Origin of the sequence: Agromyces marinus (genome assembly GCF_021442325.1) — a bacterium.
GTDB lineage: Bacteria > Actinomycetota > Actinomycetes > Actinomycetales > Microbacteriaceae > Agromyces > Agromyces marinus.
Genome location: NZ_CP087879.1, coordinates 170,367 through 193,068 on the forward strand (window position 1 = coordinate 170,367; position 22,702 = coordinate 193,068).

At 71.0% G+C, this 22,702-nt stretch carries 24 protein-coding genes; 11 read left to right on the plus strand and 13 right to left on the minus strand.

All coding sequences use genetic code 11. The features are described from left to right. Positions 1-53: 53 nt before the first annotated feature. The 8 genes from DSM26151_RS00840 to DSM26151_RS00875 form a co-directional block, all read right to left on the minus strand. Positions 54-887, minus strand: coding sequence for an ABC transporter permease (locus DSM26151_RS00840; RefSeq protein ID WP_234660543.1), 834 nt, complete (start codon positions 885-887; stop codon positions 54-56). After that, entirely contained in the window at positions 884-1,780 is an 897-nt protein-coding gene (locus tag DSM26151_RS00845; RefSeq protein ID WP_234660544.1) for an ATP-binding cassette domain-containing protein, read from the minus strand. The genes DSM26151_RS00840 and DSM26151_RS00845 overlap by 4 nt, the downstream gene beginning before the upstream one ends. A gap of 44 nt (positions 1,781-1,824) precedes the next feature. Beyond that, complete coding sequence (locus DSM26151_RS00850; RefSeq protein WP_234660546.1) at positions 1,825-2,598, minus strand: isocitrate lyase/PEP mutase family protein; 774 nt, start codon at positions 2,596-2,598, stop codon at positions 1,825-1,827. A 192-nt stretch (positions 2,599-2,790) separates the two neighbouring features. Further along, positions 2,791-3,591 (minus strand): siderophore-interacting protein, encoded by an 801-nt coding sequence (locus tag DSM26151_RS00855; protein WP_234660547.1) that lies wholly within the window; start codon positions 3,589-3,591, stop codon positions 2,791-2,793. Positions 3,592-3,632: 41 nt separating this feature from the next. Next, positions 3,633-4,394, minus strand: coding sequence for an iron ABC transporter ATP-binding protein (locus DSM26151_RS00860; protein WP_234660548.1), 762 nt, complete (start codon positions 4,392-4,394; stop codon positions 3,633-3,635). Beyond that, positions 4,391-5,479, minus strand: coding sequence for an iron chelate uptake ABC transporter family permease subunit (locus DSM26151_RS00865; RefSeq protein ID WP_234660549.1), 1,089 nt, complete (start codon positions 5,477-5,479; stop codon positions 4,391-4,393). Before DSM26151_RS00865 ends, DSM26151_RS00860 begins: the two co-directional genes overlap by 4 nt. Further along, positions 5,472-6,467 carry an ABC transporter permease gene (locus tag DSM26151_RS00870; RefSeq protein WP_234660550.1) on the minus strand — a complete coding sequence of 332 codons (996 nt, stop codon included), beginning with the start codon at positions 6,465-6,467 and terminating at the stop codon, positions 5,472-5,474. The genes DSM26151_RS00865 and DSM26151_RS00870 overlap by 8 nt, the downstream gene beginning before the upstream one ends. Positions 6,468-6,476: 9 nt before the next feature. After that, positions 6,477-7,463 carry a siderophore ABC transporter substrate-binding protein gene (locus DSM26151_RS00875; protein ID WP_234660551.1) on the minus strand — a complete coding sequence of 329 codons (987 nt, stop codon included), beginning with the start codon at positions 7,461-7,463 and terminating at the stop codon, positions 6,477-6,479. Between the two features lie 164 nt (positions 7,464-7,627). On the opposite strand from DSM26151_RS00875, the gene DSM26151_RS00880 reads away from it, so the two are divergent. Further along, entirely contained in the window at positions 7,628-9,025 is a 1,398-nt protein-coding gene (locus DSM26151_RS00880; RefSeq protein ID WP_234660552.1) for an LssY C-terminal domain-containing protein, read from the plus strand. A gap of 128 nt (positions 9,026-9,153) precedes the next feature. Here the strand turns inward: DSM26151_RS00880 and trhO are convergent, their stop codons facing one another. Continuing rightward, positions 9,154-10,056, minus strand: coding sequence for an oxygen-dependent tRNA uridine(34) hydroxylase TrhO (trhO, locus tag DSM26151_RS00885; RefSeq protein WP_234660553.1), 903 nt, complete (start codon positions 10,054-10,056; stop codon positions 9,154-9,156). Positions 10,057-10,198: 142 nt separating this feature from the next. Here trhO and DSM26151_RS00890 point away from each other — a divergent pair, with 142 nt between their 5' ends. The 7 genes from DSM26151_RS00890 to DSM26151_RS00920 all read left to right on the plus strand — a co-directional run bounded on the left by DSM26151_RS00890 (position 10,199) and on the right by DSM26151_RS00920 (position 14,988). Next, the gene (locus DSM26151_RS00890) at positions 10,199-10,735 is read left to right on the plus strand and encodes a YbhB/YbcL family Raf kinase inhibitor-like protein (protein WP_234660554.1); all 537 of its coding nucleotides are present in this window, start codon (positions 10,199-10,201) and stop codon (positions 10,733-10,735) included. Between the two features lie 22 nt (positions 10,736-10,757). Further along, complete coding sequence (locus DSM26151_RS00895; protein WP_234660555.1) at positions 10,758-11,816, plus strand: enoyl-CoA hydratase/isomerase family protein; 1,059 nt, start codon at positions 10,758-10,760, stop codon at positions 11,814-11,816. Then, on the plus strand, positions 11,813-12,577 hold the full coding sequence (locus DSM26151_RS00900; protein WP_234660556.1) for a hypothetical protein: 765 nt from the start codon (positions 11,813-11,815) through the stop codon (positions 12,575-12,577). Before DSM26151_RS00895 ends, DSM26151_RS00900 begins: the two co-directional genes overlap by 4 nt. 96 nt (positions 12,578-12,673) lie before the next feature. Beyond that, positions 12,674-13,090 (plus strand): ArsR/SmtB family transcription factor, encoded by a 417-nt coding sequence (locus tag DSM26151_RS00905; RefSeq protein ID WP_234660557.1) that lies wholly within the window; start codon positions 12,674-12,676, stop codon positions 13,088-13,090. Beyond that, positions 13,083-13,520, plus strand: a complete 438-nt coding sequence (locus DSM26151_RS00910; protein ID WP_234660558.1) for an SRPBCC family protein — start codon at positions 13,083-13,085, stop codon at positions 13,518-13,520. The genes DSM26151_RS00905 and DSM26151_RS00910 overlap by 8 nt, the downstream gene beginning before the upstream one ends. 80 nt (positions 13,521-13,600) lie before the next feature. Further along, entirely contained in the window at positions 13,601-13,939 is a 339-nt protein-coding gene (locus tag DSM26151_RS00915) for a YciI family protein (protein ID WP_234660559.1), read from the plus strand. A 95-nt stretch (positions 13,940-14,034) separates the two neighbouring features. After that, complete coding sequence (locus DSM26151_RS00920; RefSeq protein ID WP_234660560.1) at positions 14,035-14,988, plus strand: DUF1254 domain-containing protein; 954 nt, start codon at positions 14,035-14,037, stop codon at positions 14,986-14,988. A gap of 46 nt (positions 14,989-15,034) precedes the next feature. Here the strand turns inward: DSM26151_RS00920 and sufU are convergent, their stop codons facing one another. Together sufU and DSM26151_RS00930 are read right to left on the minus strand one after the other, a co-directional pair. Beyond that, a complete protein-coding gene (sufU, locus tag DSM26151_RS00925; protein ID WP_234660561.1) occupies positions 15,035-15,475 on the minus strand; it encodes a Fe-S cluster assembly sulfur transfer protein SufU in 441 nt (146 codons plus the stop codon). After that, entirely contained in the window at positions 15,475-16,788 is a 1,314-nt protein-coding gene (locus DSM26151_RS00930) for an aminotransferase class V-fold PLP-dependent enzyme (protein ID WP_234660562.1), read from the minus strand. The genes sufU and DSM26151_RS00930 overlap by 1 nt, the downstream gene beginning before the upstream one ends. Before the next feature lie 76 nt (positions 16,789-16,864). On the opposite strand from DSM26151_RS00930, the gene DSM26151_RS00935 reads away from it, so the two are divergent. Continuing rightward, the gene (locus DSM26151_RS00935; protein WP_234660563.1) at positions 16,865-18,403 is read left to right on the plus strand and encodes an MmgE/PrpD family protein; all 1,539 of its coding nucleotides are present in this window, start codon (positions 16,865-16,867) and stop codon (positions 18,401-18,403) included. Between the two features lie 80 nt (positions 18,404-18,483). Here DSM26151_RS00935 and DSM26151_RS00940 read toward each other — a convergent pair whose 3' ends face one another. Continuing rightward, a complete protein-coding gene (locus DSM26151_RS00940; RefSeq protein WP_234660564.1) occupies positions 18,484-19,443 on the minus strand; it encodes an endonuclease domain-containing protein in 960 nt (319 codons plus the stop codon). A gap of 221 nt (positions 19,444-19,664) precedes the next feature. Here DSM26151_RS00940 and DSM26151_RS00945 point away from each other — a divergent pair, with 221 nt between their 5' ends. Both DSM26151_RS00945 and DSM26151_RS00950 read left to right on the plus strand, forming a co-directional pair. Further along, positions 19,665-20,840: a bifunctional 2-methylcitrate synthase/citrate synthase gene (locus DSM26151_RS00945; RefSeq protein ID WP_234660565.1), complete on the plus strand. Its 1,176-nt coding sequence runs from the start codon at positions 19,665-19,667 to the stop codon at positions 20,838-20,840. A gap of 102 nt (positions 20,841-20,942) precedes the next feature. Beyond that, positions 20,943-21,506, plus strand: a complete 564-nt coding sequence (locus DSM26151_RS00950; RefSeq protein WP_234660566.1) for an acyl-CoA thioesterase — start codon at positions 20,943-20,945, stop codon at positions 21,504-21,506. Between the two features lie 37 nt (positions 21,507-21,543). Here DSM26151_RS00950 and DSM26151_RS00955 read toward each other — a convergent pair whose 3' ends face one another. Then, positions 21,544-22,683 (minus strand): AI-2E family transporter, encoded by a 1,140-nt coding sequence (locus tag DSM26151_RS00955; RefSeq protein WP_234660567.1) that lies wholly within the window; start codon positions 22,681-22,683, stop codon positions 21,544-21,546. Positions 22,684-22,702 lie beyond the last annotated feature (19 nt).

Genomic DNA, 22,702 nt, shown 5'->3' on the forward strand with positions numbered 1-22,702 from the left:
CCGGGTGTCAGCGGTACTCATCGAACCCCGTCCCGGGGTCAGCAGGCGCCCGGTCACGACACGTCGCGCCGCCACGTGGTCAGCCAGCCGAGGAGGGTCGTGACCAGCGCGATGCCGAGCAGCACGAGGCCGCCCTGCCACCACTCGAGCGAGTCGGTCGTGCCGATCGCGGCGACGTTGTAGAAGGACGCCCCGACGAGGGCGTCGCTCGCGGCGCCCGGGAGGAACCGGCCGATGCTCGCGGTCACCTCGTTGAGGGATGCCATCAGCCGGAGGATCGGTTCGACGAACTGCGTGAACGCGATGACGATGACGATCGCGGCGACCTGGTTGGGCACGAGTGCGCCGAGGCCCACGCCGATCGTGGCCCACAGGGCCATGGCGAGGATGCCGCGGCCGATGAGCGCCCACGTGTCGCTCGAGTCGAGGCCGGTGTCGAGGTCGAAGGCCGCGAGTGCGGCCGCGCCGGTCGCGACGGAGGTCGCGAAGCCGATCACGCCGAACGCCGCACCGATGACGAGCTGCGAGACGAACTTCCCGGTGAGCACCGTGCCGCGGTGCGGCTGGGTGAGGAACGTCGTCGTCAGGGTCCGGTGCCGGAACTCGGTCGTGACCGCGAGCGCGCCGAGCAGCACGGGGAACACGTAGCCGATCGACGACGCGAAGCTGTACAGCAGCGGGCCGAGGTCGAGGCCGGGCGGGAGCGGGGTCTGGCCGCCCGTGGCGGCCGCGGCATCCGGGTTCCGGATCGACCACCCGAGGAACGCGCCGAACCCGCCCGCCATGAGGGCGACGTACCCGACGAGCACGATCGCGAGCAGCCACCACATGCGGGTGGTCAGGACCTTCTGGAACTCCGAGCCGATCGATCGCATCACCGTGATCACTCCCCACCCTCGCTCACGAGCGCGAGGAACGATTCCTCGAGACCCGACTTCAGGCGATGCAGTGAGCTCACTTCCACGCCCCCGATGAACGCCGCGTGCCCGACCACCCCGGGGTCGGGCTCGGAGACGATGAATCCGCCGCGCCCCTCGGTGTACTCGAGCCCGGCCTGGTCCAGTGCTGCGGCGAGCCGGTCGCGGTCGGGCGAATCGATGATGGTGCGCGGCGACGAGTCGAGTTCCAGGCTCGTGAGCGTGCCGTTGTGCACCAGCCGGCCGCGGGAGATGATGACGACCTCGTCGACCGACTGCTGGACCTCGCTCAACAGGTGCGAGCTCACGAGCACGGTGCGACCCTCCTGCGCGAGCGACTGCAGGAAGCCGCGGATCCACTTGATGCCCTCGGGGTCGAGCCCGTTGATGGGTTCGTCGAGGACCAGCACACGCGGGTCGCCGAGCAGCGTCGTGGCGAGGGCGAGGCGCTGGCGCATGCCGAGCGAGAACCCGCCGACGCGGCGCGAGGCGAACTCGGCCATCCCGACCTGCTCGAGCACCGTGTCGACGCGTGATGAGCGGATGCCGCCGGCCGTCGCGACCACGCGAAGGTGATTGCGCGCAGTGCGGCCCGGGTGGAACGCGGCGTCCAGCGCGGCCCCGACGGTGTCGACCGGCCTCGGCAGGTCGCGGTAGGCGGTTCCGCCGAAGCTCGCGGTGCCCGAGGTCGGGTGCTCCAGCCCGAGCAGGACGCGAAGCGTGGTCGTCTTCCCGGCACCGTTCGGACCGAGGAAGCCGGTCACCACGCCGGGCCGTACCGTGAACGTGAGGTCCTCGACCGCCTTCACGCTCCCGAAGTGCTTGGTCAGGCCGGTGATCTCGATGGGGATTCCGTCGCTCATGGGCTCCTCGCGGTGTTCGTGGTCGGTCGTGGGTGGCTTCGCGGTCAGTTCAGGGTTCGGATGGCGGGCGGCAGCACTCCGCCGCGGTGCAGCATGGTCGCGAGGTCCTGCAGGGCCTCGAGTGCGACGCGGTGCGGGGCGGGGCCGTAGGAGATGCGGGCGATGCCGAGTTCGACGAGCCGGTCCGGGGGCGGGACGGCGGGGAAGCCGATCACGCTGACCCGGCGCCATCCGATGCCGTCGACGAGTTCGGCGATGTCGTCCTCGCCGAGGTCGCCGGGCACGAACACGCACGTCGCACCGGCGTCCAGGTAGGCCCTGCCGCGTTCGATCGCCTCGCCGCTCCGGTCGGCGCGGGTGCGTTCGCCTCCGGTCAGCCAGACGTCGGTCCGGGCGTTGAGCGCGAACGGCACGCCCTCCGCGTCGGCTGCGGCGACCGCTGCGGCGACCGCCGCCGCGGACTCGGGCAGGGGCCGCATCGCGTCCTCGAGGTTCGCGCCGACGACCCCGACGCCGATCGCACGGCGCACGGTCTCGCCGGGGGAGCCGTATCCGGACTCGAGGTCGGCGCTCACGGGCACGTCGACGGCGCGCGCGATCAGGCCGGTCAGGTCGAGCATGAGCTCGACAGGCATCCGCTCGCCGTCGGGGTAGCCGAACACCGCGGCGATCGAGCGGCTCGCCGTCGCGACGGCGCGCGTCTCCGGCAGCGCGGCGATCGTTCTGGCGCTGGCCACGTCCCACACGTTGACGACCTGGAGCAGGTCGTCCTCGGTGTGCATGCGACGCAGCGCTGCGCCCGCCTCGGCGGGAGTCATGCCCCCACCCTATGGGCGCCAGGGCGCATGGGCGGGGGAACACCCCGGTACGCGCACCCGGCCGCGTCGGCGGACGTCGGAAACGCATGAGAATCCGCCCGATGTGCCTGTGTGCAGGCACATCGGGCGGATTCTCATGCGGGAGTGCGGCTGGACCGGGCGACGGATGCCCGCGGGCGACGCTAGTGCCGCTCAGTGCGGCGCGTGGTACTCGTCCTCGCCGCGACGCCAGTAGCCCTTCACGACGACCCGGTCCGGGTCGAGGCCCCAGCGGTCGAGCACGAGGGCGCGCCCCGGCTTGACGATCGTGTGCTCGGCGGCGATGAACGCGAAGACCTCGGCGGGGTCGGCGGTCGGTGCGGGACGATCCTCGGAGGTGAGCGCGTCGACCGCGGCGACGAGCGCGGACCCCGCCGGAGCGGCCCCGCGGTGCACCCAGCGCAACTCGGCCCCCGGAGGCGCTTCGATCACGGGGCGGTGGGCCTCGTCGGGCACCTCGATGAGCACCAGCCCCGCGCCGTGCGGCGATGCCGTGGAGAGCTCGGCGAGCAGGCGGCGGATCGCCGGGATCGCGGTCTCGTCCCCGGCGAGGAACCAGCCTCGTGCGGTGCCCTCGATGAGCATCGACCCGCGCGGGCCGCCGACGCCGACGGGGCTGCCGAGCGGGGCCCGCGCCGCCCAGCGCCCGCCGACGCCGTGCTCGTGCAGCACGAACTCGAGGTCGAGCGTGCCGGCCGCGGCATCCCATTCGAGGGGGGTGTACTCCCGACTCGGGAACGCTCGCAGCGCATCCGCGTCGGGCAGCTGCGCACCGATCACCGGGTCCGGGAAGAACACCCGGATGTGGTCGTCGCCGCCGGGGGAGTCGAAGCCGCGCAGGGCGTCGCCCTCGAGCCGGACCCGCACGTAGTGCGGGGCCAGTGCGGTGCGCGCCGCGAGCCGGACCGGGCGGAGGACGAGGTCGTTCGGACGACGGGTGAGGGTGAAGGCCAAGGCGGCTCCGATCTGTCGGGGGTGGGCGGCGTCCGGTGCGTTCAGACGCGGTAGTACACGGCGAGCTTCCGGCCGCGGTGCTCGATGACCTCGACCGGGGTGTCGAACACCTCGGTGAGTACCTCGGGTCGCATGATCTCGTCGGGCGAGCCGCTCGCGGCGATCCGCCCGCCGGAGAGCGCCACGATGCGATCGGCGTACGCGGCGGCGAAGTTCAGGTCGTGGACGACGAGCACGATGGTCTTGCCGAGGATGTCGGCGGCCTCGCGCAGCTGCAGCATCATGGCGGCCGCGTGCCGCATGTCCAGGCTCGCGAGCGGCTCGTCGAGCAGCACGTACTCGGTGTCCTGTGCGAGCACCATCGCCACGAACGCGCGCTGACGCTGGCCGCCCGAGAGCTCGTCGAGGTAGCGCTCCTCCAGCCCGTGGAGGTCGAGGAACGCCATCGCCCGCTCGACCGCCGCCTGGTCGTCGGCGGTCAGGCGGCCTCGGGAGTGCGGGAAGCGTCCGAACCCGACGAGTTGGCGCACCGTGAGCCTCGCGACGAAGTGGTTCTCCTGCTTGAGGATCGACACGACCTTCGCGAGATCGCGCGGCCTGCTCGTGACGACGTCGAAGTCGCCCACGTGCACGGTGCCGCTGTCGGCGTCGAGCAGCCGTCCGATGATGGTCAGCATCGTCGACTTGCCTGCGCCGTTCGGGCCGACGAGTGCGGTGATGCCGCCGCGCCGGATCTCGAGGTCGATCGGGCCGAGCGCGCGCGTCGCACCGTAGTCCTTGGCGACCTGGCGGAGGGTGATCATCGCAGTCCCTTCTTGAGGATGATGACGAGGAAGGCCAGCCCGCCGACGAACTCGATGATGATGGTCACGAGGCCGGCCGCGTAGAACACGTGCTGCAGCACGAAGTAGGCGCCGAGCAGGGTCGAGGTCGCGACGAGCACTGCCAGCGGGAGCGTGCGCGAGTGGTCGTCGACGCCGACGAACTGGTAGGTCATGGTCGCCACGAGGAATCCGAAGAACGTCATCGGGCCGACCATGGTCGTCGAGATCGAGATGAGGGCCGCGACGACGACGAGCAGGCCGACGATCTCGCGGCGGTAGCGCAGGCCGAGGTTCCCGGCGGCATCGCGACCGAGCGCGAGCACGTCGAGCGTGCGCCGTCTCGACCACATCGTCAGCCCGACGGCCGCGACGATGAGCGCCGCCCACGGCAGCACGTCGGGGTTGCCGCGGCCGATGCTGCCGAACAGGCGGGCCGCGAGCACGTCGAACTCGCTCGGCGTGAGCAGGCGCTGCATGAACGTCGAGACCGAGCCGAATCCGACGCCGAGCACCACGCCAACGAGCAGCAGGACGTGCAGGTTCTGCCGCCGGCCCGAGAAGAGCCAGCCGTAGAGCAGGCTCGCGAACACGATCATCGCGAGGCTCTGGACGATGATCTTGGGCACGCCCTCGACCTGCGTCGCGGCCATGCCGAACACGAACACGAGTGCGGTCTGCATGAGCGTGTAGAGCGCGTCGAACCCGAGGATCGACGGGGTCAGGATGCGGTTGCCGGTCGCGGTGTGGAACAGCACCGTCGCGAGCGCCTGGCAGGTCGCGACGAGCAGGATGGTGCCGACCGCGGTCGCACGGGAGCGCACGATGATCCAGTAGCCGGGTTCGCCGAAGGGCATCGGGTTGGCCCAGGTCAGCAGCAGCACGGCGAAGAGCACGGTTGCAGCGCCCGCGATGACGAGGCCGAGGGCCCCGGCATGCCGCGGCCGCCCGGGCTGCCCGGCCCGCCCGCCCGGCCCGGCCCGCCCGCCCGGCCCGGCCCGTCCGGCGGGGCTCGCGCCGTCCGATTCGCGCGGGGGAGTCGCCGCGACCATGCCCGCCTCAGCCACGGCGCCGCACCAGCAGGGCGATGAACACGGCGCTGCCGACGATCCCGAGCACCATCGAGACGGGGATCTCGAACGGCATCCGGACGGTCCGGCCGATGATGTCGCACACGGTCACGAGCAGCACGCCGCCGAGGCACACCCAGGGGAGGTTGCTGCGCAGGTCGTCGCCGCGGATCATCGAGACGACGTTCGGCACGACGAGCCCGATGAAGGGCAGGAACCCGACGACCACGGTGGTCACCCCGGCCGCGACCGCGACCAGCGCGGTGCCGGTGAACACGACGAGTTCGTAGCGCATGCCGACCGAGGTCGCGACGTCGCGACCGAGACCTGCGACCGTGAACCGGTCGGCGGCGAGGAAGACGAGCAAGGTCACGATCGCGACGACCCACAGCACCTCGTAGCGGCCGCGGACGACGCTGGTGAAGCTGCCCATGAACCACGTGCCGAGCATCTGGAGCGAGTTGGTGGATGCCGCGAGGAAGGTCGTGAACGCACTGACGACCGCGCCGAGCATGATGCCGACGAGCGGGACGACGAGGGTCGTGCGAACCGCGATCCTCCGGAGCACGGCGAGGAAGACGAGCGTGCCGACGAACGCGGCGAGGCTCGCGACGATCATCCGTGCGGTCAGGCCGGCGGCGGGGGCGACGAGGACCGTCACGAGGAGTCCGAGCGAGGCCCACTCCGTGGTTCCCGCCGTCGTCGCGTCGACGAAGCGGTTCTGGGTGAGCATCTGCATGACGAGGCCGCTGACCGCGAGGGCGCAGCCCGCGAGGACGAGCGCGATCGTGCGGGGGATCCGCGTGATCGCGAACATCTCGGCTCCGCGCTCGCCGCCGACGACGTCGTAGACGCCGATGAAGAGCGAAGCGGCGAGCACCCCGCAGGTGACGAGGACCGCGGCGGGAAGAGCGTACGGGCGGAGGTGCGCACCCCGCTGGGTGCGCACCTCCGCCGGCGCGGCGTTCGCCGTCTGGTGCAGCATGGCCGCCGGTCAGGCCCCGAAGGCCTCGGCGAGCTGTTCGTACAGCGCCGTGTAGGACTGGATGTCCTCGGTGAGGTAGAAGTTCGGGTCGACGTACACGACCTGGCCCTCGGCGACCGCGGTGACGTTCGCGAGTGCAGCGGAGCCCTCGATCAGCTCTGCGGCGGCGACGTAGCCCTCGGGGGCGGCGAGTGCGCCGTCTCGGTCCATGACGATCAGCCAGTCGGGGTTCGCCGCGGCGATCGCCTCGACGCTGATGTCGTCGCCGTGCGAGGTGTCGTCGGCGGCCTGGTCGATGCCGGGCACGAGGCCGACGTTCGGGTAGAGCACGCCGAGGCTGCGGCCGGTGACGGGTGCGAGGTACGAGATCTCGCCGCCCGACGTGAGCAGCGTGGTGACGCTGGACTCGCCGTCGTATGCGTCCGCCGCGTCGGCGATGGCGCCCTCGAAGTCGGCGACGAGCTCGGCCGCCTCCGCTTCGCGGTCGAAGATCTGGCCGAGGATCTCGACCTGGCGGATGAGTTCGGCCGACTGGTCCTCGCCCTCGCGCGGCGCGATCTCGATGACGACGGCGTCGGGGTTCTGCTCGACGATCGCGTCGTAGGACTCGGCGAAGCGGTAGCCGCCGATGATCAGGTCGGGCTGCGCTGCGATGATCGACTCGAGCTGGGGTTCGAAGTGCGAGCCGGCGTCGAGCACGGTCTCGTCGTCGGTGTACTGCGGCCAGGTCGAGCCCATGATGGGCTTCGGGGCGGCGACGAGCGGGATGTCCCACGCGGCCAGGGTCTCGAAGACGTGGTTGTCGAGCGCGACCACGCGTGCGGGGTCGATGGGAACCTCGACCTCGCCGTGGTTGTCCTCGATCGTCACCGTGCCGGCGGCGGGCGTGTCCTCGATCGGGTCGGCCTCGCTCGCCGCGCCGGCGCAGCCGGCGAGGGCGAGGGTGAGGGCGGCGAATGCGCCTGCGGCCACGAGCCTGGTGCGGCTTCTGGGCATGCTGGATTGCTCCGTTTCGTTCGCTGGAGTCGATGCAGAACCGCATCGGTTAGGTAAGCCTAACCATACACGCGAGCGGATGTCGCCCAGGTCCCCGACCCCCGGGCGGACCGCCCGCGGACCGCCCCTGCCGCGACGGTCCCGGCCGGGGCTAGCATGCAGGAATGCGGGCGGATGGCGCGGATGGCGCGGATGCGGAGCCGCCGCCGCTGCCCCGACGCGTCTCGCTCACGCGCGTGCTCGACGGGTTCTTCTTCGTCTTCGCCGGCGCCGCAGCGGTCTGGCTCGCGTGGTTGCTCCTCAACCAGACGTTCGCGTTCGGGTGGGCGGGCGTCGGCTTCCTCCTCGTCTTCTGGCTCGTGCTCGCCTACCTCGCGCTGCCCCGCCTGCATCGCATCCTGACCACGATCTACGTGCCCGACTACTTCATCGGACGCACGCGCACGAGCGACGGCCTGCTCGGCGACCCCGTCAACCTCGCGTTCGACGGCAGCGAGGAGGCCATCCACCGGGCGATGCAGGCGGCCGGCTGGACGCGCGCCGACGAGGTGACGCTCGCGTCGAGCGGGCGCATCGTGACCTCGACGCTGACCCGACGAAGCTACGACGAAGCGCCGGTCAGCCCGCTGTTCCTGTTCGACCGCAAGCAGGACTTCGCCTACCAGCAGGAGGTCGCCGGCAATCCGGCCAAACGTCACCACGTGCGGTTCTGGCGGACCCCGGACGGCTGGCTCCTCCCAGGCGGGCGCCGCGTCGACTGGCTCGCGGCCGGAACCTTCGACCGCGCGGTCGGATTCTCCCTGTTCACGCTCCAGGTCACCCACAAGATCGACGCCGACATCGACATCGAGCGCGACCACATCGTCGACACGCTCACCGCGGCCGACCCCGACGTCCGCATCGACATGCTCCGCGACTTCTCGACCGGATACCACTCCCGAAACGGCGGCGGCGACACGATCCGCACCGACGGCGACCTGCCCGTCGTCGCGGTCGAACCCACGGCACGGGGCGTGCCGGGCACCGCTCCGGCCGCGTTCGGCACGGGCGCCGACCGCGCGGGCGCCAAGCGTTCGGCGTTCGAGTCGCCGCTGCGGCTGGCCGAGGCGCAGCCCGCACCCCACCGGATGCCGCGGCCCGCCTCGACCGCGTTCGGCGCGGGCGTGCTCGTGCTGCGTGTACTGGCCGGCATCCTCTGGCTCGTCGGCCTCGCGATCCAGTGGGACGAGGTGCTCCGCGACGATCTCGACATCGAGCTCGCCGACGTGCCCGACGCCGAGGAAGCAGCCCGAGTGGCGCTCGTCGTCGTGTGCACGGTGTTCGGCGTGCTGCTGCTCGTCCAGCTCGTCCTGGCGGTCCGGATCTGGTTCGGCGGGAACCTCGCGCGCATCGCCGTGATGCTCCTCGCGACGCTGAACATCTCGCTCACCGCGGCCGAGTCGCTGTTCGGAGACGTCGAGGTCACCGTCCGCACGACCTTCGTGACCGTCGCCCTCGAGATCCTGCTGCTGCTCGCCCTCTCGAGCCGCGACGCGCGCGCGTTCGCCCGGCAGGCGCGCTGACGGCGGGGTTCGCGCGGCACGGTGCGGATCTGCTCGCGGGCCGGTCGAGTTGCATGAGAATCCGGCCGATGCCCGTGCTCACGGGGGCATCGGGCGGATTCTCATGCAATCGTCCGACTGGGCCGCGCTCAGGTCGTGACGGATGCCGCGTGCTCGCGGCACGCCGCGGGCGCGCACGCCTCGCAGCGCACGAACTGCACGCGGCACGAGGCATCCGTGCAGTTGACGGTTCGGTTCGTCTCACGGCCGCACCCGTCGCAGGTGCCGATCACGGCCGCGCGGTCGGTGAAGTCGACCGAGCCGCGGCCGTCGAAGACGTAGAGGGAGCCCTCCCACAGGCCCGAATCGCCGAAGCGCTCGCCGTAGCGGACGATGCCGCCCTCGAGCTGGTACACCTCGCCGAACCCGCGGCTCGCCATCAGGCTCGAGAGCACCTCGCAGCGGATGCCGCCCGTGCAGTAGGTCACGACCGGACGGCCCTTCAGGTGGTCGTACGCGCCCGAGTCGAGCAGGCCCACGAAGTCGCGGGTCGTCTCGGTCGGCGGCACGATCGCCCCGCGGAAGCGGCCGATCGCCGCCTCGATCGCGTTGCGCCCGTCGAAGAAGACGACCTCGTCGCCCCGCTCGGAGACGAGCTCGTGCAGCGCGTCGGGCGAGAGCCGCGCACCGCCGCCGACGACGCCCGACGCGTCGACCCGCACCTCGCCGGGCGCGCCGAACGAGACGATCTCGTCGCGCACCTTGACGCTCAGGCGGGGGAAGTCGACGCTGCGCCCGTGCTCGTCGAGCCCGGTGCCCTCGCTCCACTTCACGTCGAGCGAACGGAACCCGGCGTACTCCTTGGTCTTCCGCACGTACCGCTTGAGTGCGCCCATCTCGCCGCCGAGCGTGCCGTTCACGCCGTGCTCGGAGATGAGCACGCGACCCCGCAGGCCCAGCGACTCGGCGAGATCGCGCTGCCACAGCCGGATCGCGTCGGGGTCGGCGAGCGGCGTGAACGCGTAGAACAGGATGATCTTCGGCAGCAGCACCCCGGAATCCTAGGGGCGAAGGCTGAGCGGATGCCGCGACGCGGCGTGTACGCGGACGGCTCGCTCCGCGCGGACGTAGCCTGACCCCGACCCCACCGACCCGCCCGGCGACGGACGGAACCGGCGACGAGGAGGAGCGACGATGCTCGACGTGGACCCCTACGCCGCACTCCAGCGGCTTCGGTCGGTGGACTCGTTCACGGTCACGAGCACCGACTTCGACGACGGCGGGCCGCTCGCCCGGCCGCAGTGGAGCCACACCGTGGGCGGGGTCGACCGCTCGCCCCAACTGTCGTGGAGCGGGTTCCCGGAACGCACGCGCGGGTTCGCGGTGACTTGCCTCGACCCGGATGCGCCCTCCGGTTCCGGCTGGTGGCACTGGGCGCTCCTCAACCTCCCGCTCGAGACGACGAGCCTCGACGCGGGCGCCGGCGCGCCCGGCGGACCGCCGCTGCCGGCGGGCGCGATGGTGCTGCGCAACGAGGACGGTGAGCGCGCCTTCGGCGGCGCGGCGCCGCCGCGCGGCACGGGCGAGCACCGGTACCAGTTCGTCGTGCACGCGCTCGACGTGCCGAGCCTCGAACTCGATCCGGACGCCGCACCCGCGGTGCTCGGCATCCGCTGCTTCATGCACGCGCTCGGCCGCGGCATCCTCACCGGCACGGTGAACCGCGACTGACATCCCCGCTAGCGTTGGGCAGGTGAGCGAGCACATCACCGCTGTCGTCGCCGACGGCGTCGGGCACCTGACCCTGAACCGGCCGAGAGCGCTCAACGCGCTGAGCTACGAGATGATCGGGGCGCTGACGAAGGTCCTCGACCGGTGGCGCACCGATTCCGAGGTCTCGGTCGTCGTGCTCGACGGTGCGGGCGATCGCGGCTTCTGCGCGGGCGGCGACATCCGCGAACTGCACACGTACTCCTCCAACGGGCACCTCGAGGAGGCGCTGCGGTTCTTCCGCGAGGAGTACCGCCTCGACGCCGCGATCGCCCGCTACCCGAAGCCGGTCGTCGCGATCATGGACGGCATCACGATGGGCGGCGGCATCGGGCTGGCCGGTCACGCCGCGATCCGCGTCGTCACCGAGCGCTCGCGCGTCGCGATGCCCGAGACCCGCATCGGGTTCACGCCGGACGTGGGCGGCACCTGGCTGCTCGGCCGCGCACCGGGCGAACTCGGCATCCATCTCGCGCTGAACTCGCGCACCATGGACGCCGCCGACGCGATCCACGCCGGCTTCGCCGACGTGCTCGTCCCGAGCGAGCGCATCCCGCATCTGCTGCAGGCGCTCGCCGAACGCGCCGACCCCGGCACGCCGTCCGAGATCGTGATGCTCTTCGACGAGACCCCGGGGCCGTCGGCGCTCGCCGCGGCGCGCCCGTGGATCGACGCGTGCTATTCCGCCCCGACGGTGGCCGAGATCATCGCGCGCCTGCGCGACGACGGGCGAGCGGATGCCGCGGCCGCCGCCGACGAACTCGAAACCCTGGCGCCGACCTCGCTGACGATCACCCTCGAGGCCGTGCGGCGTGCCCGGTCGCTGCCGAACCTCGAGGCCGCGCTCGAACAGGAGTTCCGTGCGGTGTCGTGGTTCATCGGCCAGCACGACCTGCATGAGGGCATCCGGGCCCAGGTCATCGACAAGGACCGGTCGCCGAAGTGGGACCCGGCGACGCTCGACGAGGTCGAGCCGGAGCTCGCCGCGCGCGTGCTCGAGGAGCAGGTGCACGCGCCGGTCTGGGCGGAAGCCCGGCCGTGACCGCGTCCGACCGGGAGCGCCGGGCCGAACTGGAGCGCATCGCGTTCGGCCGCGACTCGAGCGATGCCGAGCGGGCTGAAGCCGAGGCGGAGTTGCGTGCGCTCGCGATCGGCGGGTCGCCCGCCCGCGAGGAGGGGGTCCGGGAACAGGAGGCAGGGGCTCGGGACGACGTCGGCGCGCCGCCTCGACCCGCAGACTCCACCGTCGGCGGGGCTGCCGCGTCCGCCGGCCCCGGCTCCCGGCACCGGGCCTGGATCACTCGGCGCTCGGCGGTCGTCGCCGCGCTCGCCCTCGTCGTCGGTGTCGTCGTGGGCTGGCAGGCCTCGGGCGCACTCCGATCGAGTGACGGACTGGATCCCACGATCGACGCCGACCCCGACGAAGTGGTCCTGAACGAGGTCGGGATCCGGTTCACGGACGTCATTCCGGTCCGCGATTCGGGCGCCTGGGCGCAGGTCGAACGCGAGCCCCGCGATGGGCAGCCGGTGATCCGGGCGGGTGCCGGCGGATTGCCCGACATCGACCTGACGACGCAGCTGTTCCTTCGGGAGCGCGTCGATGGTGCACGCCTGTTCGGGGCGAAGAGCAGCTCGGGCGAGGATCTCTGCATCGTCGTCGACCTCGGCAGGTCCGCCGCCTCGATGTGCACGGTCGACGGCGTGATCCCCACGGACGGCATCGAGGTGCGGGGCGTCTTCGAGCAGCCGTACTCGAGCCTCAGCGGCGTCTGGCTTCCTGACGGGACCTCCACGCTCGAGTGACGCGCGGTAGCGCGTCGAGCGCTCGATACCGGGCGGAACGGACTGTGCGGGTCGTCGGGGTTGTGTTCCGCGACGCCCAGGCGAATAATAAACCACATGGTTTACTCGGCGCGCGAACGCGATCTGGCCGCCCCGACCCGCCGCGGCCACCCGTCCGGCGGTGAACCCACGGGCGACCCCGATCGCCTCGACGCGGTCTTCGCGGCACTCGCGCACCGCGCGCGCCGTGACCTCGTCGTCTACCTCGCAGCCCGTGCCGACGCGCCGCGGATGTCGGAGGTCGCCGCCGACCGCGGGGTGTCCCCGCAGCTGCTCAACAAGCACACCGCCGCACTCGAGAAGGCGGGCCTCGCTCACCGGGTCGGCGACGGACGCGAGCGGCGACTCGTGCTCGACCCGGTCGCGCTCGCCGAGGCGCAGCAGTGGATCGGCCGTGCTCGCGAGTACTGGACCGCGCGACTCGACGCGCTCGACGCGTACATCGCGACCCTGGAGGACGAATCCGATGCCTGACGCCGTCTTCGACATCGAGCGCACCTTCGCGATCGACCGGGCGACCATGTGGTCGCTCTGGACGGATGCCGCGCACGCGGCGCGCTGGATGCGACCCTCCATCACCGACTACGACGAGACCGACGCGTCCATCGACGCCCGGCCCGGCGGAAGCTACCGGTTCGAATTGCGCGGGCCGGATGCGACCTACGCGACGTCGGGCACGTACGTCGACGTCGACCCGATGGAGCGCCTGAGCTTCACCTGGCGGTGGGACGACTCCGACGAGGAGACGCTCGTCGAGGTGCGCTTCGCAGACGACGTCGCAGGCACCCGCGTCAGGATCACGCACACCCGGTTCGCCTCCGCCGAGTCCGCGGAACGCCACGGGGACGGCTGGCGCGGATGCCTCGACTCGATCGCCGCCGTCTTCGAACCGACGCGCGGCTGACGCGCACCCGTACCGGCGACGATGCCGGCACCCGGCCTTCCGTCCGGAACGCCGAATCCGATTCCGAGAGGATCCGCATCATGGCACGTTTCGTCTTCATCTACCACGCTCCGATGACCCCGGCCGATGCCACCCCGCCCACCGCCGAACAGTCCGCCGCCGTGATGGGCGAGTGGATGGACTGGGCGGCGAAGGTCGGCGATGACATGGTCGACTTCGGGACGCCGCTGGCCGAGGGGGTCCGCGTGAGCTCCGACGGCTCGGTCGCGCCGAGCACGCGAGAGGTCGCCGGGTACACGATCATCGAAGCCGACGACCTCGACGCCGCGCTCGCGCTCGCGAAGGAGCACCCGCACCTGAACATGCCCGGCGGCTGCGAGATCGAGGTGCACGTCGCGCAACCCGTCCCCGGCATGTAGGGGCACGGAACTCCTCGGCGAGCCCGAGCGCCTCGTCGACGGTCCGCCTCGGGCGGACCTTGCCTGCCGTCGCGGCATCCGCCAAGGTGCTGGGTATGGCAGATCTCCCGGAGACCGTGACCCTCGACAACTTCGTCCGCGCTGAAACCGCGACCTACTTCCGCAAGCAGTTGGCGCAGGCGCCCGTGAACGAGTACTTCCACAACCGGGTTCCGGTGAACGTCGAGAATCAGATCATCATCCGCTCGAACGTCGACCTCATCTACTCGTACGCCGTGGTCGACGTCACCGAGGGGGCCACCTTCACCGTCCCGGCATCCGACACCTACCAGGTCGCCCAGATCATCGACGAGAACCACTACATCGCCGCCGTGGTCTACCCGGGCGAGACCGCCACGCTCCGCGCGAGCGACCTGACCAGTGGCACGCACGTGTACATCCTCGCCCGCACCGCGACCGCGCTCGGGCTCGAGCAGGCGCACGCCCTGCAGGACGGCCTGACGATCGACGCCGGGTCCGCGAACCCGTTCGACGCGCCGAACTTCGATGAGGGCTCGCTTCAGGAGGTGAAGGCGCAGATCGAGGCCCGGGCGGCCGAGGCCGACTTCAGCAAGGGGTTCGGCACGCCCCGGACGACCGATCCGGTCAACCACATGCTGGCGGCGGAACTCGGCTGGGGCGGGCTGTCGCCGCAGCACGCGCAGTACTTCCAGGCGCTCACCACGTGCTCCGGGTGCGATGAATGGACCTTCCCCGTACCGCCGCTCGACTACGAGCACAACGGGTACTTCTCGGTCATCAAGTACGACGAGCAGGGCTGGCTCGACGTTGCCGAACCGTGCCTGACCGACAACGACCTCACCCGGAACGACGACGGCACCATCACCGTTCGATTCGGTGACGGCGCGTGCGGAACCGAGAACCTGATCGCCGCGACCGAGGGGCAGAAGTACTTCTACGGCATCCGGCTGTACCGGCCGGCGGACGTCGACGAGACCCGCGCGTTCATCGAGCAGCTGCGCGCGAATCCGATCGTCGCCGCTCGCTGATCCCGGGCAGGCTCCGGCCCCGCTGATCGCCGTCGAACCGACGGGTTCAGCGGGCCTTCGCGACCGCCGCCTCGAGCGCGACCCACGAGAGCATCGCGCACTTGATGCGCATGACGTACTTCGAGACGCCGTGGAACGCGATCGCGTCGCCGAGCACGTCCTCGTCGGGTTCGCCCTCGCCCTTGGAGCGAAGCATCGTGCGGAACTCCTCCGCGAGCCCGAGCGCCTCGTCGACGGTCCGCCCGGCGACGAGGTCGGTCAGCACCGAGGCCGACGCCATCGAGATGCTGCACCCGTCGCCCTGCCAGGCGACGACGTCGATGCGTTCGCGGGCGCCGTCGAGCCTCACCCGCAGCGTGATCTCGTCGCCGCAGGTCGGGTTGAACTCGTGGTGCTCGCCGTCGGCGCCCTCGAGGGGACCGTCGCCGTGCCGCGCCTTCGAGTGGTCGAGGATGATCTGCTGGTAGAGGCCCTCCAACCCGGCCATCACGCCGCTCCCGTCCCGAGTCCGAAGAACCCGCGGACCTCGCCGAGCACCGAGACGAACCGGTCGGCCTCCTCCGCGGTCGTGTACACGTGCGCGCTCGCCCGGGTCGTCGCCGTAAGGCCGAGCGCGCGGTGCAGCGGCTGGGCGCAGTGATGGCCGACGCGCACGACGATCCCGGCGTCGTCGAGGAACTGCCCGACGTCGTGCGCGTGCACGCCCTCGACGGCGACGCTCACCAGGCCGCCGCGCGCCTCGCCCGCCTGCGGCCCGACGATGCGGACGCCGGGCAGCGCCGCGACGCCGTCGACGACGCGTTCCGCGAACGCGGCCTCGTGCGCGGCGAGCGCGCCCATGCCGATGCCGTCGAGGTAGCGGACGGCCGCAGCCAACCCGATCACCTGCGACACGGGCTGCGTGCCCGACTCGAAGCGCTGCGGCGCCGGCAGGAACTCGGCCGAGTCGAAGCTCACCCGTGTGATCGTCGACCCGCCCGTCCGGGCGGGCGGCAGGGCGTCGAGCAGGTCGGCCCGCCCGTAGAGCACGCCGATGCCGTTCGGGCCGAGCATCTTGTGCCCTGAGAAGGCCGCGAAGTCCACGCCGTACCCGTCGAAGTCGACCGGTCGGTGCGGAACCGACTGGCAGGCGTCGAGCACGACCATCGCCCGCGGCGCCCGCTCGCGCACGAGCGCGACGAGGTCGGCCACGCGCACGATGAGCCCGGTCACGTTCGACACCTCGGCGAACGCCACGACGCGCGTGCGCGGCCCGAGCACGGCCGCGAGGTCGTCGGCGCCCCAGCATCCGTTCACGTCGACCTTCACGGGCACGAGCACGGCGCCGGTGCGCTGGGCGACCCGCTGCCACGGCAGGAGGTTCGCGTGGTGCTCGGCCTCGGTGAGCACGATCTCGTCGCCGGGCTGCAGCGCGAAGCGCGCGGCATCCGCCCCGCCGATCCCGGCGCTCGCATCGGCGATGCCGAGCGCGACCATGTTCAGCGCATCGGTCGCGTTCTGCGCCCACACGATCTCGCGCTCATCGGCGGCACCGACGAATCGCGCGAGGTCGGCGCGAGCCTCCTCGAACCGGCTCGTCGACCGGCCGGTCGCGGCGCTCGCACCGCGATGCACGGCCGCGAGATCGTGCTCGAGGTAGTCGCGCTCGGCGTCGAGGACTGCCGAGGGGCGCTGCGACGTGGCCGCGGAATCGAGGTAGGCGGTCGGTCGGGCGTCGCCGGATGCCGCGAACGCCGGGAAGTCGCGGCGGATGTCGCGAACCGCCCGCCCGCCCACGGTGTCGGTGTCGGTGTGGCTCATCCCCACCATCGTCCCACGCTCCGGCCCGAGCGCGGCCGGGTGCGGCCGCACCGCCGGCGTTCGATAGCGTGAGCGGGTGAAGACCCACCACGTGCGCGTCCACCGCAGCGATGAGAACCTGGCCCGCCCCGATCAGCTCGCCTGGAAGATCGCCGAGGTCGCGGTCGATCCGGTTGCGGTCGATGGTGATGTGGTGGAGATGGTCGTGAATCGGGTGATCGATAATGCGGCGGTGGCTGCGGCGTCGTTGGCTCGGGGGCCGGTGGTCGCGGCGCGTTCGCAGGCGTTGGCGCATCCGGTCTCGATCGGGGGTGCCGGGGCGAATGTGTTCGGGGTGGATGCGGGTCGGCGCACTTCTCCGGAGTGGGCGGCGTGGGCGAACGGGGTCGCGGTGCGGGAGTTGGATTTCCATGACACGTTCCTCGCGGCGGAGTATTCGCATCCGGCGGACAACATTCCCGCGGTGGTCGCGGTCGCGCAGCATTGCGCGGGCTCGCGTGGGTTGACGGGTCGGGATGTGGTGCGGGGCATCGCGACGGGGTACGAGGTGCAGGTGGACCTGGCCAAGGCGATCAGCCTGCACAAGCACAAGATCGATCATGTCGCGCATCTGGGGCCGTCGGCGGCTGCGGGGATCGGGACGTTGCTGGGGTTGGATCGGGAGACGATCTTCCAGGCGGTGGGGCAGGCGTTGCACACCACGACCGCGACGCGGCAGTCGCGCAAGGGTGAGATCTCGACGTGGAAGGCGCATGCGCCGGCGTTCGCGGGGAAGATGGCGGTCGAGGCGGTGGATCGGGCGATGCGGGGCCAGACCAGTCCGGTGCCGATCTACGAGGGTGAGGACGGGGTGATCGCGTGGCTGCTGGACGGCCCGGACGCCGGGTACGAGGTGCCGTTGCCCGAACCGGGTGAGGGCAAGCGGGCGATCCTGGGCACGTACACGAAGGAGCACTCGGCGGAGTACCAGGCGCAGGCGTTGATCGACCTGGGTCGGAGGTTGCACCGGGAGTACCCGTTGATCCTGGACGACCCGGACCGGATCGAGTCGGTCACGATCCATACCTCGCACCACACCCATCACGTGATCGGGTCCGGGGCGGGCGACCCGCAGAAGTACGACCCGACCGCGTCGCGGGAGACGTTGGATCACTCGGTGCCCTACATCTTCACGGTCGCGTTGCAGGACGGTGCCTGGCATCACGTGGACTCGTACGCGCCGGAGCGGGCGGGCCGCCCGGACACGGTCGCGTTGTGGCGCAAGGTGGTCACGGTCGAGGACCCGGAATGGACCCGCCGGTACCACTCGCTGGACATGACGGAGAAGGCGTTCGGGGGCAGGGTCGTGATCCGCCTGGCCGATGGCGGCGAGATCGTGGAGGAGATCGCGGTCGCGGACGCGCACCCGCTCGGGGCGCGCCCGTTCGGTCGGGAGCAGTACGTGCACAAGTTCCGCACCCTCGCCGAGGGGGTCCTGACCGAGGCCGAGATCGACCGGTTCCTCGACCTGGCCGTGCGTCTGCCCGACCTCGGCCCGGACGAGCTGACCCACCTCACCATCACCGCCGCACCCGGCGCGCTCAACGGCGTCGACATCCCCACCGGCCTCTTCTGACGTCCGTCGCCCCCGCTCGCTCCCTCTCGTCTGGACAGCTGTTGCGGGTCCGGGACCGCTGGAAGCCGCAACAACTGTCGTCACGAGCCGTGCTGACGGTGCGTGGGCGAGCGCGGACCGAGCGTGTCGGGAAACCAGCGTGACGGATTCGGCACGGAACGCCACCCTCGACGACGGAGGTTCGCGGCGATCCTGCGGATCAGAGCGTGCGGGTCATCGAGGTCCGCCTGTGTGACCTCGGTCACGTGGAACCCGAGGGCCTCGAGTTCGGCCTCGCGCGTGCGATCGCGTCGCCACTGTCGCACGTCGGTCCGATGATGGTCGCCCTGGTACTCGATGATCTCGCCGAACTCCTCGAACAGCAGATCCACGCGGGCGACGAACCTCCCCCTCTCGTCGCGGACCTCGACGTTGACGCGCGGGCGAGGCAGCCCCGCGAGCACGATGAGCGCGCGCAACTCCGATTCCTTGGGAGACTCGCTTGCCGCGTCCACGAGATCGAGTGCCGTCGCGAGCCGCGCGTGCAACCGGCGGTCCGGGTGGTAGGTCGCTGCCCGCTCCAGTCGATCGACACCGACCAGGCGCACCGCGACATCCGCCGCTGCGACGAGTTGCGGCAGTGTCAGCGTGCGGGCCAGCTCGCACCAGGTGCGCGACAGCGTCGTGACACGTACGCCCCCGACGTTCGTGAGTTCGCGTTCGTCGATACGGAGGCTCCTGGCCTTCACGCCGACTCGGCGCACTGCGCGGGCCGGTGCCGGCACGGCCAGTTCGAGCCGGTCGCGCAGGGTCGCTGGGATCGGCAGTCCATGCAGGACCGCCGCCGTCGTTCCGCTGGCGAACGCTCGCGGATGCAGCACCTCCAGGGTGCTGCGGCACTTGTCGGCGTAGGTGTGCTCATGGTGCAGCCGCACCCCGCGGCTCGGCGCTTCGAGGTCGCGTGCGCGCAAGCGCGACGGGCTCACGCCGAGGAGGCGCGCTCGGGGCACGCCGAACCCAGTGCGGCGGATCGACTCTGGCAACTCGGCTCTGCGTGTCATCCGCTCGATCTTGGCGGCTGCCCGCCGGGCCGAACCGCGTTCCCGTCACCCTGTGTCGTTTCCCATTCCGCATCGCCTGGTGAGGACGACTCGGTGTGGGCAGTCGTTGCGGGTTCCGAGCCCGAAACACCCGCAACGACCGACCGGACGGAAAGGGTCCTAGGCTGGGGGAGCGGGCGCGACGCGGCGGTCGCGAACGGATGAGCCCCACGAGGAGCGCGATGAGCGAGCAGACCCCAGAGGCCGAGGCGCCGAAGATCTACAAGGGCCTTGCCGGCGTGCCCGTGGATGTGACGGCAATCTCGAAGGTCAATCCCGACACGAACTCGCTGCTGTACCGCGGCTACCCGGTCCAGGAGCTCGCGGCATCCGTCACCTTCGAAGAGGTCGCCTACCTCCTGTGGAACGGCGAGCTCCCGGATGACTCGGAGCTCGCCGCCTTCGAGGAGATCGAGCGCAGCCACCGCGGCCTCGACCACGAGACCAAGCGCATCGTCGACGAGATCCCCCTCACCGCGCACCCCATGGACGTGGTGCGCACGGCGGTCAGCGTCATCGGCGCGAGCGACCCCGCGACGCCCGACGACTCCCGCGAGGCGAACCTCGAGAAGTCGATCCGCCTCTTCGCCAAGCTGCCCTCGATCGTCACCTACGACCAGCGACGCCGGCACGACCTCGACTTCGTCGAGCCGAACAACGACCTCGGATACTCGGCGAACTTCCTCTGGCAGGCATTCGGCGAGACGCCCGAGCTCGAGGTCGTGAACGCGTTCGACACGTCGATGATCCTGTACGCCGAGCACTCCTTCAACGCCTCGACCTTCACGGCACGCGTCATCGCGAGCACCCTCTCCGACCTCTACTCGGCGGTCACCGGGGCGATCGGCGCGCTCAAGGGCGCCCTGCACGGCGGGGCGAACGAGGCCGTCATGCACACCTTCGACGAGATCGGCGCCGGCGAGGGCGGGCCCGAGCGCGCCGTCGCCTGGCTCGACGCGGCACTCGCCGAGAAGCGCAAGATCATGGGCTTCGGCCACCGCGTCTACAAGCACGGCGACTCGCGCGTGCCGACCATGCGCGACGCCCTCGAGCGGATGGTCGAGCACTACGACCGGCCCGACCTGCTCGAGCTCTACGTCGCGCTCGAGCAGGCCATGGACGAGCGCAAGGGCATCAAGCCCAACCTCGACTACCCGGCCGGGCCCGTCTACCACCTGATGGGGTTCGACACCGAGATCTTCACCCCGCTGTTCGTGGCCGCCCGCGTCACGGGGTGGACGGCGCACATCATGGAGCAGCAGGCGTCGAACGCGCTCATCCGCCCGCTCTCGGTGTACGAGGGTCCCGACGAACGGCACGTGCCCGCGAAGGGGAACGCCGCCGGCGACGTCGCCTGATCGGCGGGCGCGCACAACGCCGGGCCGCGGCATCCGCCCGGCCGCTGTGCACGCCCACCAATGAACGGATGCCACGACGGATCGGCAATATCCTCGTGGACTATGCACATGCTGTTCCGGACCCTGCTCCACATCCTGTTCCTGTCGCGGCGCAAGCCCGACCTCGGCCACTGGGATGTCGCGCGGACCCGGTTCATCACGCTGCCGACCGACCTCGACATCAACCGGCACATGAACAACGGCGTGTACTTCTCGATCATGGACGTCGCCCGCTTCGACATGCTCGTGCGCAGCGGCGTCTTCGGAACGATGCGCGAGAAGGAGTGGTACCCGGTCGTCGCGAGCGAGACCATCACCTTCCGCAAGTCGCTCCAGCCCTGGCAGCGGTTCACGATCGAGTCGCGGCTGCTCGGCTACGACGACCGCGCCGTGTACGTCGAGCACCGGGTCGTGCGCCCCGGGGCGGACGGTGTTCCCGAGATCTACGCGAAGGCCTTCATCCGCGCCCGGTTCCTGCGGAAGGCCGGCGGCACGGTGCCGGTCTCCGAGCTCATCGAGGCGTTCGGCGCTCCGCCGGCGGACGACGAACTGCCCGAGTGGATCGTGCGCTGGGGAACGGATGTCGCCCTGCCGGCGACGCGCGCCGCGGCACCGTCGGAGTGGTGAGCACGCGCCGGGCGGGGCCCGGCGCGCACCGGTCGCGCTAGATCCGCGCCTTCCAGGGCACCACGACCTCCTTGATGATGAGGAGGATGCCCGCGGCGACCGGGATGGCGACGAGCGCGCCCGGCAGGCCGGCGAGCGTGCCGCCCGCGAGGGCCGCGATCAGGACGATCGAGCCGGGCACCTGCACGGCGCGGTTCATGACCCTCGGGGTCAGGATGTACGCCTCGACCTGCATGTAGATGAGCATGCCGACGAGCACGATGATCGCCGCGGTGGGCGAGGTGAACAGCGCGATCACCGACATGAACGCGGTCGTCAGGACGGTACCGATCATGGGGATCAGCGTGATGAAGAACGCCGCGACCGAGATGACGAGGGCGAACGGCACGCCCGCGATCGTGAGCAGGATCAGGCTGTACAGCGCATTGAAGAACGCGAGCACGACCATGCCGCTGAGGTAGCGGCCGACGTTCTGCATGATCTGCTCGGCGTACTCGACGACGCGGCTGCGGTGCGACGCGGCGATGAGCCGGTAGATCGCGGCCTTCGACGAGTCGAGCGTGGCCATGAAGTAGATCGTGAGGATGAAGATGAAGAAGCCGGTCGAGAGCCCGCCGATGATCGCGATGCCGACGTTCAGTGCCCCGCCGCCCACGGTGGCCCACGTGTTCGGGTCGGTGATGAACTCGATGAACCAGGTGTACGCGCTCGCGAGCACGCCGCCGGAGTCGGAGGAGAGCTGCTGGAACCAGTCCTGTTCCTGCATGTCCGCGTAGAGCTCGGGGAGCGAGGTGATGAACTCGGCCGCCTGCGTGATCACGATCGGCAGGATGAGTCCGAGCATGCCCGCGATGACGAGGACGAAGAGGATGATCACGGTGAGGATCGCCCAGCCCCGCTTCATGCCGCGCCGCTCGAACCACCGCACGAGCGGGTCGAGCCCGAGCGTGATGAACACGGCCGCGAAGACCGCGAAGACCACGCCCGACAGGCTGATGAGTGCGCTCGCCAGGCCCAGGGTGACGAGCACGCCCGCGGTCGCGATCATGCCCCACACGAAGGGACGGTTCGCCATCATGCCGCCGGCCGGGGCGGGCGCGCCGCCCGTGCGCGCTGCGCCCGTGCGTGCACGTTCGGCGTCGGATTGTCGGGTGCGTCGCCGCTCGATGGCCTTCACCCGCGTCAGCCTAGTGCGA

Bases quoted from the DNA above. Each gene is read 5' to 3' on its own strand.
- DSM26151_RS00845 (WP_234660544.1), bottom strand. From the start codon at position 1,780: ATGAGCGACGGAATCCCCATCGAGATCACCGGCCTGACCAAGCACTTC.
- DSM26151_RS00850 (WP_234660546.1), bottom strand. From the start codon at position 2,598: ATGACTCCCGCCGAGGCGGGCGCAGCGCTGCGTCGCATGCACACCGAG.
- DSM26151_RS00860 (WP_234660548.1), bottom strand. From the start codon at position 4,394: ATGATCACCCTCCGCCAGGTCGCCAAGGACTACGGTGCGACGCGCGCG.
- DSM26151_RS00870 (WP_234660550.1), bottom strand. From the start codon at position 6,467: ATGCTGCACCAGACGGCGAACGCCGCGCCGGCGGAGGTGCGCACCCAG.
- DSM26151_RS00875 (WP_234660551.1), bottom strand. From the start codon at position 7,463: ATGCCCAGAAGCCGCACCAGGCTCGTGGCCGCAGGCGCATTCGCCGCC.
- DSM26151_RS00880 (WP_234660552.1), top strand. From the start codon at position 7,628: ATGCGGGCGGATGGCGCGGATGGCGCGGATGCGGAGCCGCCGCCGCTG.
- DSM26151_RS00890 (WP_234660554.1), top strand. From the start codon at position 10,199: ATGCTCGACGTGGACCCCTACGCCGCACTCCAGCGGCTTCGGTCGGTG.
- DSM26151_RS00905 (WP_234660557.1), top strand. From the start codon at position 12,674: ATGGTTTACTCGGCGCGCGAACGCGATCTGGCCGCCCCGACCCGCCGC.
- DSM26151_RS00910 (WP_234660558.1), top strand. From the start codon at position 13,083: ATGCCTGACGCCGTCTTCGACATCGAGCGCACCTTCGCGATCGACCGG.
- DSM26151_RS00915 (WP_234660559.1), top strand. From the start codon at position 13,601: ATGGCACGTTTCGTCTTCATCTACCACGCTCCGATGACCCCGGCCGAT.
- DSM26151_RS00920 (WP_234660560.1), top strand. From the start codon at position 14,035: ATGGCAGATCTCCCGGAGACCGTGACCCTCGACAACTTCGTCCGCGCT.
- sufU (WP_234660561.1), bottom strand. From the start codon at position 15,475: ATGGCCGGGTTGGAGGGCCTCTACCAGCAGATCATCCTCGACCACTCG.
- DSM26151_RS00930 (WP_234660562.1), bottom strand. From the start codon at position 16,788: ATGAGCCACACCGACACCGACACCGTGGGCGGGCGGGCGGTTCGCGAC.
- DSM26151_RS00940 (WP_234660564.1), bottom strand. From the start codon at position 19,443: ATGACACGCAGAGCCGAGTTGCCAGAGTCGATCCGCCGCACTGGGTTC.
- DSM26151_RS00945 (WP_234660565.1), top strand. From the start codon at position 19,665: ATGAGCGAGCAGACCCCAGAGGCCGAGGCGCCGAAGATCTACAAGGGC.
- DSM26151_RS00950 (WP_234660566.1), top strand. From the start codon at position 20,943: ATGCACATGCTGTTCCGGACCCTGCTCCACATCCTGTTCCTGTCGCGG.